General features: G+C 38.9%; 15 protein-coding genes and 1 pseudogene. 3 read left to right on the top strand and 13 right to left on the bottom strand.

Annotated elements, in window-relative coordinates; genetic code table 11:
- Positions 1–431: 431 nt before the first annotated feature.
- From KQI_RS0111295 to KQI_RS0111285, 3 genes are all read right to left on the bottom strand, one after another.
- On the bottom strand, positions 432–1,529 hold the full coding sequence (locus tag KQI_RS0111295) for a DUF3800 domain-containing protein (protein ID WP_010346856.1): 1,098 nt from the start codon (positions 1,527–1,529) through the stop codon (positions 432–434).
- A 180-nt stretch (positions 1,530–1,709) separates the two neighbouring features.
- Positions 1,710–2,171 (bottom strand): hypothetical protein, encoded by a 462-nt coding sequence (locus KQI_RS0111290; protein ID WP_138984806.1) that lies wholly within the window; start codon positions 2,169–2,171, stop codon positions 1,710–1,712.
- 181 nt (positions 2,172–2,352) lie between these two features.
- On the bottom strand, positions 2,353–3,741 hold the full coding sequence (locus KQI_RS0111285) for an ATP-binding protein (RefSeq protein WP_010346854.1): 1,389 nt from the start codon (positions 3,739–3,741) through the stop codon (positions 2,353–2,355).
- A 175-nt stretch (positions 3,742–3,916) separates the two neighbouring features.
- On the opposite strand from KQI_RS0111285, the gene KQI_RS0111280 reads away from it, so the two are divergent.
- The gene (locus tag KQI_RS0111280; protein ID WP_010346853.1) at positions 3,917–4,189 is read left to right on the top strand and encodes a hypothetical protein; all 273 of its coding nucleotides are present in this window, start codon (positions 3,917–3,919) and stop codon (positions 4,187–4,189) included.
- 42 nt (positions 4,190–4,231) lie between these two features.
- Here the strand turns inward: KQI_RS0111280 and KQI_RS0111275 are convergent, their stop codons facing one another.
- From KQI_RS0111275 to KQI_RS26805, 6 genes and pseudogenes are all read right to left on the bottom strand, one after another.
- The gene (locus tag KQI_RS0111275; protein ID WP_010346852.1) at positions 4,232–4,573 is read right to left on the bottom strand and encodes a helix-turn-helix domain-containing protein; all 342 of its coding nucleotides are present in this window, start codon (positions 4,571–4,573) and stop codon (positions 4,232–4,234) included.
- Positions 4,574–4,785: 212 nt separating this feature from the next.
- Positions 4,786–7,089, bottom strand: a complete 2,304-nt coding sequence (locus KQI_RS0111270) for a DGQHR domain-containing protein (RefSeq protein WP_010346851.1) — start codon at positions 7,087–7,089, stop codon at positions 4,786–4,788.
- 6 nt (positions 7,090–7,095) lie between these two features.
- A complete protein-coding gene (locus tag KQI_RS0111265) occupies positions 7,096–7,995 on the bottom strand; it encodes a DNA adenine methylase (protein ID WP_010346850.1) in 900 nt (299 codons plus the stop codon).
- Positions 7,996–8,282: 287 nt separating this feature from the next.
- Positions 8,283–8,963 carry a hypothetical protein gene (locus KQI_RS0111260; protein ID WP_010346849.1) on the bottom strand — a complete coding sequence of 227 codons (681 nt, stop codon included), beginning with the start codon at positions 8,961–8,963 and terminating at the stop codon, positions 8,283–8,285.
- Between the two features lie 72 nt (positions 8,964–9,035).
- Positions 9,036–9,515 (bottom strand): 23S rRNA (pseudouridine(1915)-N(3))-methyltransferase RlmH, encoded by a 480-nt coding sequence (gene rlmH, locus KQI_RS0111255; RefSeq protein ID WP_010346848.1) that lies wholly within the window; start codon positions 9,513–9,515, stop codon positions 9,036–9,038.
- A 164-nt stretch (positions 9,516–9,679) separates the two neighbouring features.
- Positions 9,680–10,527, bottom strand: a pseudogene (locus KQI_RS26805) (DNA-binding protein).
- A gap of 165 nt (positions 10,528–10,692) precedes the next feature.
- On the opposite strand from KQI_RS26805, the gene KQI_RS0111245 reads away from it, so the two are divergent.
- Both KQI_RS0111245 and KQI_RS0111240 read left to right on the top strand, forming a co-directional pair.
- The gene (locus KQI_RS0111245; RefSeq protein WP_010346847.1) at positions 10,693–11,037 is read left to right on the top strand and encodes a helix-turn-helix domain-containing protein; all 345 of its coding nucleotides are present in this window, start codon (positions 10,693–10,695) and stop codon (positions 11,035–11,037) included.
- A gap of 63 nt (positions 11,038–11,100) precedes the next feature.
- Positions 11,101–11,445: a helix-turn-helix domain-containing protein gene (locus KQI_RS0111240; RefSeq protein WP_010346846.1), complete on the top strand. Its 345-nt coding sequence runs from the start codon at positions 11,101–11,103 to the stop codon at positions 11,443–11,445.
- Between the two features lie 103 nt (positions 11,446–11,548).
- On the opposite strand, the gene KQI_RS0111235 is transcribed toward KQI_RS0111240, so the two are convergent.
- From KQI_RS0111235 to KQI_RS0111220, 4 genes are all read right to left on the bottom strand, one after another.
- A complete protein-coding gene (locus tag KQI_RS0111235; protein WP_010346845.1) occupies positions 11,549–12,037 on the bottom strand; it encodes a DinB family protein in 489 nt (162 codons plus the stop codon).
- 27 nt (positions 12,038–12,064) lie between these two features.
- Positions 12,065–13,000, bottom strand: coding sequence for a helix-turn-helix domain-containing protein (locus KQI_RS0111230; RefSeq protein ID WP_010346844.1), 936 nt, complete (start codon positions 12,998–13,000; stop codon positions 12,065–12,067).
- Positions 13,001–13,124: 124 nt separating this feature from the next.
- On the bottom strand, positions 13,125–13,292 hold the full coding sequence (locus tag KQI_RS26800; RefSeq protein WP_007433184.1) for a CxxH/CxxC protein: 168 nt from the start codon (positions 13,290–13,292) through the stop codon (positions 13,125–13,127).
- Positions 13,293–13,397: 105 nt separating this feature from the next.
- Positions 13,398–14,162, bottom strand: a complete 765-nt coding sequence (locus KQI_RS0111220; protein WP_029390115.1) for a class I SAM-dependent methyltransferase — start codon at positions 14,160–14,162, stop codon at positions 13,398–13,400.
- Positions 14,163–14,171 lie beyond the last annotated feature (9 nt).

The following is a 14,171-nucleotide window of genomic DNA, read 5'->3' as shown; positions in this document are numbered from 1 at the left end:
AAGAATATCCTCCCCAAAAATTCAGTTCAAATGTTTTGGCATGTTTCCTGAATATTTTAATGTCTGTGGACTACTGAGTTAATGTTAACGAGCCACTTCGTTAATCATTCAGAGCCAAGTTTGTTAACGACGAGAGCCACACTGTTTTCTCCCCTTCCGTCCCCCTGCGGGGAAACGGGGAGCACACCCCCTGCATCCCCGTGTTACAAGCGCCCATCAAGGCTTTGCTGGACCATAGAAGACCGATTTCACACGTATCGAGTATTTCTTAAGCCCCAACCTGCAAATTTAGCATCGAAGCTTCACCTTTCAACTCGACTCTTTGCTTTACCACTACCTGTGATAAGGTTCTCATTTGTAGTGCAAGATTCAAATGGGCCCTTTAAAAAAATCTACTGGGGCCTATCTCTGATAACTTCTTACCTCTCAACTTATTTATTGATTTCTTCAGCAAGCGTATATTCAAGTTGCTCTAGTGAGAATCCATCGAGTACGCTACGTTCAGCAATAAATTTGTAAAGTTCTAGACAATCCCCTTTCAAGTCTTGCTTCATGTCATTTACTCGTTTGCCTAACCAAATAGCTAAGTCTACAAGCTGAACGCCGACGTTATTAGCAGAATTAACAAACTCTATATTTCCGCTAAAATAATTTGCTGCATCTATTATTGGACCAGAATAAAGTTCCGAAGAATCTATTATTTTAGTATTATTATCGTAAGCAACCTTCAACTGCTTGTAGAATTCATTTTGTTCATCATGAACAAGTCTACAAATATTAGCATTTTCTCTTGCTAAGTAACGATTCATCGCTCCAATTGTTATGTTGAACGAAGCTAAATTAGCAGAGCGATATTTCGCTGTATTCGTAAAGACATCATCTGAATCATCCCTTGGTCCCTCTTCGCGAATACGCTCTCTTTCTTTTCCTAATATATCAAGTTCCAGAATCTGTGTTGGATGAGTAATAGCATAGTCAAATATTTCACTGAACAATTCTGTATCTGGGATATATTTAGGGTTGGCAATGCAATGTTGCTGTACCTCCTTCATTAACTCTTGAAAATCACTCACTCCCCTATCTAGCAACCCCAAGACATTCCAGAATTTTTTACGATGCTCCGTGGTCATTGTTTTTGCCATAGCATATGTGACTAAAAGCCGATTGAATTTCACATTATAAAGCTCTCTAGGAGCAGCCTCATTATTGGCGTTGTCAAATAACAAGTCAACAAACTTCATCGTTGCTACATGTTCTCTTTCGACTCTAGAAAAAATAAACTTTGCATCTATATCTTTATATAACTTTATTAAGCCCTTAGCAATTAAATTAATACGGCCAACTCCCAGCTCACCAGCATGGAGTTCCTGAAAATCAACTGTCTTCAACAACTCGTGAAGCTCGTCTTTAACTAGCTCAACATCATGGGAGGAGAGCATTACTCCAACCCAGTGGAATTTATCTGTTCCATTAAATATTTTAACTCCTGAATTTCCAGATTCATCTACAAAGGCTATCAAATTCTTCATTATAATTTTCCTCCAATTTTCCATATCTAAAAATACCGAGCACCTGACTTCCCTTGCTGGTCTTATTGAATGGAAAGACAAATCGGCCGACATTCCATAATTATTAGGGATTGATTGTCTTAGTTGGCCACAGTTATAAGAAAGAATGGATACCACATAATTCTAAACCAGATTTTTCATCTATGAAGCACTCCCAATCAGTATCGAATCCAGTTCCGCATATCTTGCAATAACATACTTTGTGGCTCTCTGGCTGCTAATGTATGAAATATAATGCGACAATCCATACTGTTCCAAAAACGATTCATAATTAGAATCAATTGTAAAACCATAAGAAGTTTCTTTAAAATTTGCCTTCATGATTTTAATTGTCTCAATAATTTCCAAGAGTCTACGACTTTGTTCAGCATTGTAATGTCTGTTGCTTTTGGAGTACATGAAAGATATTAATGTGTTTAATTCGTAATGAAGCAAAGAAAACATTGACTTTTGCTCTGGATCAGCTACTTGTTGATACAGTGGCTCGAAAATCTTTATACTTTCATCGCCGAATAAGTCTTTTAATTCACTTAATCTTCTTAAAATCAATGCTTTAGAATCATCCAAAAATGGTGTAAACAAAAAAACACTCACTATTTTCATTGAAAATATGCAATCCAACGCTTCAATAAAATTATTATACATTCAAACAAGCGGGCACTCTATATTACAAGCGGATAATTTTGACTCTAATTTCGCCCTACTTATGATACGGTTCAGCTTGTCGGTTGCTTCGGCAACGAAACGAAAGGAACCACACTAATTTTAATGCGGTTCCTTGTCATTATTGTCTTTGAATAAAACCAGCAAACTGCGCGTGTCTTCTTAGTGTTATTCTAATTGCATCCTTTATAGTAGATGGCATTGTATTCTCTGAAGCAAAGGCCTTTAGTTCTATAATTACCTTGTTTTTGGGTATATCTGGTCTTTTGATAAAAATATCGGCTCTAACAGAACTGTAAGAAGAATTTAGAGTTACTTCATGAGTGGCTTCTATACCACTATCTCTAAATATACGTGCTATTCTTCTTCCTAATGCTACGGGCTTATCCGTAACTGTAGCGTACCAAGTCCTTGCCTCTTCAGCCCGTTTCGACTCTCTTTCCTTCAATGGCGTATAATCATAAGAATCCCAACTATTGGAGACTACTTGATAAAGATGTGTCTTTTGAAAACGACCAATATATGACTTTCCATATTTGGCATTCTCATTTTCTAAATCTCCGCATAATTTATGGAGATCTGCAACACGTATTGGAACTATCCTTATATCAAAATACAATCTTGTTCTATTAAGTTCCCTTAAGGGTAGTTGATTTTTCTCCTCACTGTTTAATTCCCTATACCACCAATCCCAGTTAAGCTTATAACCTTCTCTCGGCTTACTAAATTGTAAAATACGTTGACTTCTGAGTGCATCTGCAACAGGCCACATTATAATAACTTGGTATTCAGAAAAATTTTGCACATCATCTAAATTTTCACCCAATTTATTACTAATATTTTCAATTGCAGAACCAAGAGTAGTACAATCAAAACTGATATTAATGATATCACTCTCTATAATCCCAAAATCAGCTAAAGAATTCTCGCTATTGTGAAAAGAGAATGTCTCTTCTATTATTTTTGGCCACTCATCTTTAGATGGACCAAGAATGCTAAATTCCCCATTAATCAAAATACGCTTATTTCTACTTGTAGCTTGAACAAGGGATTGTTGGAATTCCCGATTTGTTGTTAACCAAATAAAAATTATTGGAATTCTACGGAATTCGCCTCTATCCAAAAGACTTAAATACTCTACAAATTGCGTAGGTATTTTCTCTTTACCTGCTACATTTTCTTCATATTGATCTACTATGGCAACAAGTATCTTAGATTTGTATAAATCATGTTCTCGTCTGATACGTGCTATGAGAGTATCCTTACCTTCTATTTCATCACGTTCAAGTGCAAAAGTTCTTACGCTTGGAATATGAGTGCTAATTTCCATTGCTGCCGAGGTTTTGCCCGCACCGCTTTCACCATAAATAGGTAAAAATCTAATCCCACCATTTATTCTCATTGCCTTCTGTGCTTGATTAACCATAGTTAGTAAACTCTCATTAGGAATTAGTCTTCCTTTATATGCCTCATCCAAATCTTCATATCTAGAAGGTAAGCTAATATTCATTTAATTATCTGCCTTTCTATTAATGTGTAAACGCTCTTCAACCTCATTAAGTATACACAGAACTTACGTTTGAATAAAGGTATTATTTCCCTTCCCTTCCCTTCACTTTACTTCCCCTCCTCCTCCCGAAAAAATAAAAGCAGAAATCACGGTTTGCCACAGGGAGGTGAGAGAAATGTCCGATAGTGTGGAGATTAATGAGCAATTTGTTCTGGAAGAAGATGAACTGATTAAGCGTATTTTTACATGCACCGAAACATCAGCTATGGTATTGTACCTGTTTTACGAGAAGAGCCAAACGTTGGATGCCAAGACGGTCGAGGATATACTGAGTTCCATCCACAATATACAGCAGGACTTGGAGACGGAATTGCTGCATCTTAGAATTGAGAAGACCATTGCAGCAACACTGCACAAAAAAGAGTTAAAATCCAAGAAGAAGGATTAAGAGCCGTAAACGACAACAAAGCCTCAATCGACAGGATTGAGGCTAGTTGTATTTGGACAGTTCCCAATTGAATATGTTCTTTATAACGTGTAAAACCATAGCCCTATCCTGATCGGAACGGGAAGATAACAGTTCATTGATCTGTCCCAGTTCATCCTGCTGATTTACCGGGTCAATGTAACGGAATAAATGCTCCATAGATATACCCAAGCCAACTACGATTTTTTCCAGACTTTCAATGGTCACATTCTTTTCGCCACGTTCTGCCTGACCAATGTAATTGGGATGCAGACCCGACAGTTCCCCAAGCTCTTTTTGACTTAGCTGTTTTTCTTTTCTGATCTGGCAAATACGATCTCCAAGCCTTCTAATAAGCTCTGACATATACTGAAACCACCTCAACACAAGCTTATAGGAGGCATTCATTTACTTAAACACTATAAATGTTACTTGGCTTAATAAAAATATTTAATGATAATGGAATCAGATAAAACAATCAATCTAAGGAGATGAAAAACATGAACCTTCATATGAAGACCATTACACCTAAGGAAGCTCTTAATATTATCAAATTATTTTTGGTGTAAAATTATTTTTTACACTTTAATTTCTTCTTCACTATTAAAATTTTCATATGAATCTATGCCCAGTTTACTTGATAACCAATGTTGATACTCCTCAAGCTGACTAAGCTCTTGAATTGATAAGGTAATTGCGGCCGAAACATGAGATACTATATTTCTCTTTTCATTTACGAATGATAACCAAGATGTTCGCTTATCCTTATTTCCTGTTTTATTATAAGCAAAAACAGGTTCGAATAATTCCCAATTGTCTAGGATGATCTTCTTATAATCCATTAAATCAAAATAGTTCTCTTTCCCTCCCCGCTTACCATCGTCAAGTTCGAAACGTTCGGATGCCTTAGTCCTAACTTGCTTAGGTACACCCTGAAGCCACCACTCTGATTCATTGAACCCATAGTGTTGCTTTAATTCTGTGAGAATGACTTCCTGCATTTTAGTTTCTATCCAATCTACAATCTGTTTGGCTTTTTGATTAGTTTGTGCCTTCTCTAATTTAATAAATTCGTCCAATCCCGAAGGATTAAACTCTGGAATACGTAAATGTATGGCATGTTGACAACGTTTAGTTCTAGTTGTTTGGCCCTGCACTCCTCTAAGGTCACGAAACCTTTTTCTCTCTACATCATTTAGGGACCCCAGATAATCTCCCAAGGACTCAGCATAATTTTGTAAGTGCCCATATAAAATATCATTATCTAGGCGTAATAGTTTATGTCCACTGGATTCTAGATGGTGGAATACACTTTTTAAGACATTCAAACAAGTAGTTATGCCGTCGTTCATGGCGAGCCCGCCACCTTCTGCCGATCCTTTATCCCACCATTCTTGAGATCTATCTCTAATACTACTTAACCATTTAGTTAAAATATAAATAGTCCTCTTTAGAGTGGCTTCATTATTTCCAGCCCATAAGGGTCCATATTCCACAGGGCTTCCATTTTTAGTTCTCAAAATATGAAAACCGGTTTTGTCTAAAGCACTATATATACTTCCTAAGGTAATACACCTTAAAGAATCCTTGCTTGAATCAGCAGACTGTACCCTATTGTATAATGGAGAATCAGGATTTTCACCTAATTCCTGTACAACCTTTGAAATAATGGCTCTAACTCTAATCTGAGGATCAGATGAATCCCAATGTAATTCTGCATAAAGTTCTTGTAACAAAGACTGTTTGACGCTTTTTTGTTTTGCATTTATGTCTACAAAAAGTTGAGCTTGAGCGCTTGCTGGTAACCCTTCAAACGCCAAAACAGATAATCGGGCAGAAGACGCCTTTTCAAGACCAGAATAAGCAAATAATCTATGCTGCCCATCTATTATCCATGCTGATTTATAGGCTGGTTCTATATCTAACCAACCTAAAAGACCACTATCAGTGTCAACTTCCTGTCTAATTTTCTCAAACCGAATTTTTGCTAACTTTTGATCCAAATTAACCACAATATTGGTAGGGAAAATCCCATTATCATTAATATAACTCTTTATTTTAGATAAACGAGACTTACTAATCATCCTCTGATAAGCGTTTATATCTGAGGCTTTTCCCTTAGAACGGTGTGAGATATAAGCTATCTTTAATAGATATTCTGGAGGTATTGAAAACGTGTAACAATTTGACCCACCCATTTTTGTTTTTACAGCCGGAACCCTAATAGAAAGTCCAGGTATCGATTTCCCAGGAAACATATCAGCGCAAAATTGATATTTAGCCGCAGCTCCAAGATGGGACGTTAGATTTTCATAATAAATTAAATCCTGTTCATCAAATACTACAATTTTTGCATCGTTAGCATAAGCGCGATCAGCCTCAGATAGGTTGTTAGAGGTAAAGACTATTGTCGCAACCTGTCTTTTATGAGAGTTAATAAAATCGTTTCTCACAACATTTGCAAAATGACCCCGAATATTTTTGAGCGTAGATACTTCATCTTGTAAAGTGAACCGGAAAGAACGCTTCTCAGAAGAAATACATTTTACAGCAATTGAAATATCATCATCAATACCAACTATATCAAGATTTGTTTCCTCAGATTCATCATTTTTTTTATTTATGAGGTTTGATCCTCCTTCACCCGATAAATAAACAAAACCCATTTTATATAACAAAGTCCATACTCTGTCAGAAAACGAGATGTCATGTTTTTTTTGTCTCTTTAATTTCACAGACTTTACATTATTATTACTTATTTCCCAACCATCACTTAAATAACTTTCCACTAAAGATTTTTTAACTGTCTTTATTTCGTAGCTCCTCATTTTGTATCTAGCTAAAGTCCTTAAATTAGTGATTTTCTCAATATTACTAAGCATGTATTTTTACACCTCATTATAGAAAATACATTCTGTTATTTGACCACGATATTCACCTGAGGCTGCAATTATTGATTTACGCTCAATAACTTTACAAGTAAAATCTCTGTATAACTCAAGTATGGACGGATGGTTTGCATTACTTATAACTACACTACATCCTCTATTAGCCAACTGAATTGCTAAATTAGAAAGCCTAACTTGATCTTCCCACGAAAATACTCTTGAATTATACTTAATAAAACCATTTTTCCCATTGGATATTGTGTAAGGAGGATCAAAATAGACTAAATCGCCTTCTTCAGCTCCAGAAACCGCCTCTTCAAAATCAGAACAAGTTAATTTCGTATTAGATAATGCTTCGCTCGCAGATATTATTTTAGGTTCATCACATGGTTCAATGTGCGTCTTATGACCATAAGGAACATTATATTCCCCTCTTAAGTTTTGCCTATATATTCCGTTGAAAGATAATTGGGTTAAATATATCATTCTTACACACTTATCAATATCTCCTAAAGGAATGTTACTTCTAACCTCATAATACGCACTCTCTGAATTAATGAGTTTCTTAAGCTTCTCTATTACTTCATGTGGTTGATCTCTTACTTGTTTATAACAGTTAATTAAATCTAAATTGCAATCAGATAGGTGAGAGTTTTTAGGTTGTAAAGCAAAAAATAAAGCTCCCCCACCAAAAAAGGGCTCATAATATTTTTTGAAGTTAACAGGGATTAAAGGAAGTATATGTTTTAGTAGATTTCGTTTCCCTCCAGGCCATTTAAGTAAAGGAGCTCCTTTAACTTCGAAGTCAATATGCTTAAAATTACCATATTGTTTAGTCGTTGCCTTCCTTTCATTAATTGCCCCGGGGATATTCTTGATATATTCTGTTAAAATTTTCATGTGTCTTTCCCCCGTCTATATAATTTCACTTAATAGTACAAAACTCCTAAACAATAATATAACATTCGACAGATTATCGATTATTCCTCCAAATTAAGGGGGAAAAGTTATTATTTCATTTCGAATTCTATGGTATATTTATATTCCTATGTAATAAATGGAAAAATAAAGCTTTTGCTACCCATAACTAATAACCATATTAGTAAACATTTTTGTATATACAACTTGCATTTAAAAATCCCTTTCGTATGTGAAAGGGATCAATACTTTACGATATTTATTTATACTTAAGTAAGCTTCTCTCTTAAATTTAATAAATAATTGTTTAGTATAGCCTCATCCAAATCCTCGATAGTTCCAACATGCTCCATAACCTTCTCTATTAGAGTTGCTATTATATCATTTAGTATCTCTGTTAGTTCACTAAATTCCTTTGTTTTAAAAGCATACTGTTCTGTAACATCTGTTCTATATTTCGAAAAAATCTTACCATTATGTCTTCCAATAACATGCTTTGATATGGATTTTAAAAGCTTCTTGCTCGTATTATTATCAATGATTTCACTTTTCAGCGAAGAGGCTTTATTTTTTCTCTTATCAAAGGTAATCTCTACATACGCCTCTTTTTCTATTTCTTTAAAAAAGCGGCTCATATAAAGATCTATTCTTCCTATTAATATAGTTCCATTATAGATACAAAATTTCGAAAAAATTAAAGGCTCTTGCTTTAAATGACTCCTAATCCCTAGTAATGGATATTCCTCATCTTTCAAATTTCTTAATATCCTCATCACAACGGTTTCAAAAATAGTATTGGCACTTTCAATAAAAATAATTTGATTTCCTGGCTTAAGGTTAAGTTCACTCATCTCATTAGCTTCCTTGTAGTCGGTCAAACTATGAGAATCCTTAATGAATTGTGTTAAAGCCATTATTCCTTTATCAGCCTTTTGAATAAAACTAACCATACTATACCCCTTTCAAAATTAATATCCGCTGAGTATATAAAGTCTCATATCAATTGAACAAATGCGTTCCCGTTACTTATGATACGGTTCCCCCCGATTAATCTTCACCGCCCGATAAATCTGCTCCACCAGCACCAGCCGCATCAATTGATGCGGCAAGGTCATCCTGCCGAAGCTCAGCTTCTGCTGGGCACGGCGAAGGACTTCGTCGGAGAGGCCGTGGCTGCCGCCAATGACGAAAACGACATGGCTTGTACCGTAGGTGCCGAGCTTGTCCAATTCCTCTGCAAGCTCTTCCGAGCTCCAGAGTTTGCCGTCGATGGCGAGCACAATGACATGGGCTTCACTTTTCACATGAGCAAGGATGCGCTCTCCCTCCCGCTCCTTGACCTGCCGAACCTCCGCCTCGCTCAGTGTGTCAGGAGCCTTTTCGTCCGCTACCTCAATCACTTGGAACTTGATGTACGGGCCCAGCCGTTTAGCATATTCCTGAATGCCCATGACCAAATACTTCTCTTTTAGCTTCCCCACACCTATAAGTTGAATAAACAAATTCCATACCCCTATCTATGTCGAATGATAATGTAAAATCGTATTTAAGATCCCTAACTTAAAAACATACCTGTGTCATAGTTATTTTAGCACCTGAAGCGCCTCTTACCTATCTATTTCCTCTCCGTTATGAGCCTATTCCCTGTTCAGATCATAGCGGATCATTAATTTACGCTCTTCACAATGAAATGCCTATCCGTTTCGTATTCATCAAGACACTGTATTATCATCTGTCGATATTCGCTGATTTGTTCAGCTGTCGCAGACTCGCGCAGTGATTCGAACAATGCTGTACATTTCTTGAAATTACGATCGTTACCCGACTGATCAGCTAGTTGCATCGCCTGCACAGTAAGCCCCACTGCATCCTGTAATCTATCGTACTTCCGATAGTACAAAGCCAAATGATAGCAGTAGCTATAATAATAAGACACGTTCTCTACGTCTTCGTAACTCTCAAATTCATCAATCTGCTCTGCTAATGTATGTAAAATATCTCCTACATCCAAACGATACATAAGTGCTGCCTGTAATATGGTATTTAGCCCCGGTAATATTTCCTCAGGATTATCCTGCAAAAGGCTACATACTCCTCTACAAGCTTCAAGTTCCCAGATAAAATATCTACTGCATATAAGTTAGTCTTGGCTAAAAACCTGAATTCCTCGACAACCTGCATGCCCTCTTCTTCTAAATCCTCCATCCAACCCAGCTCAGCATACTTATAGATGCACTCCCTTGCCTGCTCATACGAACCCTGGTTCTGGTGAGCCATTCCACACATCAGATGACTGAGACCAAAATAATACACCAACGGACGCTCTAATTGCACATGCGGGATGGATAATTTCATCGCTTTATGATACTGCCGTTCTTCATAGATATGCAGTACACATTGGTACAAAATATCCGCCGTCTCCATCACCTTTTTCCAATTCTCAAAAGCCACATCCATCTCCAACATTTCAACAATGATATCCGGTTTGAGTGATTTTAGGATAGAAGTTTCCAAGAGTAGTCTCTCCTCATATTTCCATTTACAGCCAATTGTATAGAAAATAAAAAGGGAGGTCAATATAAAAAGTACTTAAAAGTACAGTTTTAGATGTTTTTATTTTGCACAAGATGGTCTGTAACGATAATCTGTCCTCTTCTAACCTTAAGTGGAGGTGATTACATGAGTTTACCAGAAAGCGTTGGAAATCGGATACGGGAGCTAAGAAAGGCTAAAGGATGGACACAGGAACAACTGGCAGAAGCCGCAGGACTTCATTACAGTTATATTGGTGGAGTAGAACGTGGAGATCGAAATATTTCATTGGAGACGTTGGAAAAAATAATTTTAGCGTTACAAGTTCCCCCCTTTGAACTTTTCCAATTCGATGAAAATACGGATCGAAAACAAATCATAAATAAACTTATGTTACTCATAAATTCAAGAGAAACAACAGAGCTTGAAATGCTTACTACTATAACAAAAAATATTGTTGATTTAATTGAGTTACAACAAAAAACTAATTGAACTATTCTCTTTCTATCTGACTTTTACACTTCATCTTCCATAAGCTTGTTATGAGGTGGTAATATGGCTGAATTACGCAAGCAAATCGGTACAAGAATCCGGGCTATTCGAAATGCAAAAGGACTTACACAGCAAAAGCTGGCTGACATTGCAAGCTTGGACTATAGATATATTGGTGCATTAGAGCGTGGCGAAAGAAGCTTTTCTATTGATACCTTGGAGAAAGTGCTAACTGCCTTAAACGTGTCTATCAGTGAATTGATGTTTTCCGAAGAACATGTGACTAAAGACGAAACCATTCGGCAAGAGGCGATAGATGAGTTTGTTGCGTTGACCAGCGGATTGAATGAAAAGCAAATTGGGATTCTCAGACGAGTTAGTAAAGAAGTTTCACGCGCGTTCGAGTAAGTCATCCACCCTAAAAAACTAAAAACCCTTGAATACAACAAAAAAAGAGCACCCCTTAGGTGCTCCAGCTTGTACGTTTCCATTTTTCACAGCTATCTCATACTCAAGCGTACAACATAAAGAAGCTCACATCATGCCCCAACTGCTTCAAATAATTATAGATCTGCGAACGGTGATGGAACACATGCGTCACGGTCTCGATCTGCCATTGGACCTGTAAATGTCCATGCTCCATATAAAAGGCCTTCGTCGAGCGGTTCAAATAATCGTCTTCGCTAAGCGAAAGAATGTAAGCCTTATAGGCCTCGAAGTTCTCCCTGAAAGTCGCAGCCAAGCGCTCGGGATCTTCCACCCCGGACAGGCTGTTTTCAATGCTTCCCACTTCTGCCTCGGACTTTTCTTGCATGATCGCAAGATCGGAAGCAAGAACAAGCACAAAGTGATGTACTAACTCCAGCAGCGAGCGGAAATTGTCCTGTGGCCGAAAGCTCCAATCCTCTGGACGTATTTTGCGGATCAGGGCTTCCCCCGTCCGTACTCCAGTCTCTAGCTCATTCAGCAGATGATCCCGAACTTGCAGCGTTCCACTCATGTTCTCATCTCTCCTTTGCTATTCTCTTCATGTTTTGAGTATAATCGAAGGCTCTGCGCGTGTATTGTAAAAATCGGACAACCTCCGAAATTCCTTGGCCGCAGTAAGCGGAGAATCGCCATAAAACCTACGAAAGTCGCGGCTTAGATGCGCCTGATCGAAAAATCCATGCTTTAGCGCAAGCTCCGTCCAGTCCAGAGGACCGCCGTTTTGAATCGTACGTAGTACGCTCTGGAAGCGGACGACTTCACTGAACTTTTTCGGGCTGATCCCGATCCACTGCCCAAACTTGCGGTTGAGCTGTCTCTCACTGATCGCTTCGCGCTCTGCAAGCTCCTTGATCCCCATGCTTCCACCGCTCACAAAAATACGATGCAGCAGATTTTTCATCAAATCACAATCATTCGTCCTATGGCGCAGCAGAAGCTGGCTGAGATACTCATCCATTATACGCACCCGTTCATTGAAATCCTGCACTTCCAAAATGCGCTCACCTATGACGGCGATGCTTTCGGGCCAGATATCTTCGAGGCCAAAATGGCTACCTGTAAACAAATGAGTCGGCATGCCATGAAAATAATGTGCCCCGCCCGGAAAAAATCGCACCGCAAAAATACGTGTCTCAGTACCTGCCTGTCTGACAGACACGAATGGATGCGTAAACGTCCCGCAGTACGAGATTTCCTGACGCTTACTCACCGGGTCGTATTCTAACAGAATATCCGTACAGCCATCAGGCAATACCCGCTCCATGGTTTCTTCCTCCGAAAGGTTTAAGGAAGCGGCGTCTTCACACAAAGCTGTTAGATTCCCCTCTACCACCCTGGCAGCCGGACCGGACTCCCAATAACAAGCTACGTAAGCTCTTAGCGCGGCAGACGGCTTTTTTTCGATATAGGTAGTGAAGGGATTACTCCCATTGACTTGAAGCGGACGAAAAAGTGAATGCAGCAAAGGGTCCATCCATCGTTCACTCCTGTCTCAGCACGTGCTGGGAATAAATATAGTAGCTCTATGTATGAGGATGTTGGAAAAATCCCCGGTATACAAAAAGGACGTTTCTGTCCGAAACGCCCGTGCTCGTTTTTTATACGACCAAAAATTCCGCTTTGTTCTCACATTCCTTGCACTTCACCGGAGGGTCCCAATCCGAAAATTTCGTTTCCTTGAGATCGACGACATCCGGTGCATCCTCGTATTCATCGACGAACATATCAATTGCCAGTTCCACATGCTCTTTACATACTACGTACATTCCAGTTGCATCCCTTTCCGTCTGAAGCTCTTCCTGTTGTAGGTGTCTCACGACCGCCTTCTCTTGTTCTACCATACTTGACGCGGAAAGGAAAGGGCCTGCTTTTTAACCCTGACGTTTGGTGTTAAAAATAAGAAAATGGCTGACATTCAGGTCTTCCCGGAAATGGGGATATCTCTCCAACATTTCAGCAGACGGCTTGGGTTCGATCATCCCTTCCAACAGCAAACCCGTCCCAATAATGGTCTGTACGTAGCTACCCAGCGTGCGGTGAAAATACAAAAACTTTTCCTCCTGATCATAGGGGATAGCCTGCTCCAAGGGACCTTCGCTGAAATATCGATCCACTTTCCAATACAGCTTTTTCCCTGCCTCATCTTTCACCCATCCACTCTGCGGCGTCTGAAAGCACGGATGCAGAATCGAAAAAATAAAGCGGCCTCCCGGCACTAACAACCGCTGCATTTCAGCAATCGCCTGCTCATAATGGGCCAGGTCCTGGATGACCATATTCGAAACGATCAGATCAAAGCTCTGATCTCTGAACAGATCCAGCCTCTCCAGATTGCCGTGGTGATATGTAATGCCCAATGCTGGCGGTGTCCGCTCTCTTGCAAGCTTCAGCATCTCTGTCGAATAATCGACAGCCTCCACCAACGCACCCGCCTTGGCCATCTTGCGGCTCAGATAACCTTCACCACAGCCGGCATCCAGCACTTTTTTGTCCGTGAGAGTTCCCATACATTGTTGCAATGCAGGATTGAGCAGTACTTCGCGAGAGCGATCCCCTTCTTCAGTGTACTTGGCGATAAAGTTCTCTGCATGCATATCCCAGCGTCGGATGGCCTCTTCGGTATCCCACTTATTCATATTCATCTC

The sequence above is a fragment of the Paenibacillus peoriae KCTC 3763 genome, from assembly GCF_000236805.1.
In the GTDB taxonomy this organism is placed as follows: Bacteria; Bacillota; Bacilli; order Paenibacillales; family Paenibacillaceae; genus Paenibacillus; species Paenibacillus peoriae.
The sequence above is the reverse complement of the archived record's forward strand: the minus strand, read 5'-3'. Positions and strand labels throughout refer to the sequence as shown.

Bases quoted from the DNA above. Each gene is read 5' to 3' on its own strand.
- KQI_RS0111260 (WP_010346849.1), bottom strand. From the start codon at position 8,963: ATGGTTAGTTTTATTCAAAAGGCTGATAAAGGAATAATGGCTTTAACA.
- KQI_RS26800 (WP_007433184.1), bottom strand. From the start codon at position 13,292: ATGTACGTAGTATGTAAAGAGCATGTGGAACTGGCAATTGATATGTTC.
- KQI_RS0111230 (WP_010346844.1), bottom strand. From the start codon at position 13,000: ATGGACCCTTTGCTGCATTCACTTTTTCGTCCGCTTCAAGTCAATGGG.
- KQI_RS0111290 (WP_138984806.1), bottom strand. From the start codon at position 2,171: ATGAAAATAGTGAGTGTTTTTTTGTTTACACCATTTTTGGATGATTCT.
- KQI_RS0111280 (WP_010346853.1), top strand. From the start codon at position 3,917: ATGTCCGATAGTGTGGAGATTAATGAGCAATTTGTTCTGGAAGAAGAT.
- KQI_RS0111220 (WP_029390115.1), bottom strand. From the start codon at position 14,162: ATGAATAAGTGGGATACCGAAGAGGCCATCCGACGCTGGGATATGCAT.
- KQI_RS0111245 (WP_010346847.1), top strand. From the start codon at position 10,693: ATGAGTTTACCAGAAAGCGTTGGAAATCGGATACGGGAGCTAAGAAAG.
- KQI_RS0111265 (WP_010346850.1), bottom strand. From the start codon at position 7,995: ATGAAAATTTTAACAGAATATATCAAGAATATCCCCGGGGCAATTAAT.
- KQI_RS0111275 (WP_010346852.1), bottom strand. From the start codon at position 4,573: ATGTCAGAGCTTATTAGAAGGCTTGGAGATCGTATTTGCCAGATCAGA.
- KQI_RS0111285 (WP_010346854.1), bottom strand. From the start codon at position 3,741: ATGAATATTAGCTTACCTTCTAGATATGAAGATTTGGATGAGGCATAT.
- KQI_RS0111235 (WP_010346845.1), bottom strand. From the start codon at position 12,037: ATGAGTGGAACGCTGCAAGTTCGGGATCATCTGCTGAATGAGCTAGAG.
- KQI_RS0111295 (WP_010346856.1), bottom strand. From the start codon at position 1,529: ATGAAGAATTTGATAGCCTTTGTAGATGAATCTGGAAATTCAGGAGTT.
- KQI_RS0111270 (WP_010346851.1), bottom strand. From the start codon at position 7,089: ATGCTTAGTAATATTGAGAAAATCACTAATTTAAGGACTTTAGCTAGA.
- KQI_RS0111240 (WP_010346846.1), top strand. From the start codon at position 11,101: ATGGCTGAATTACGCAAGCAAATCGGTACAAGAATCCGGGCTATTCGA.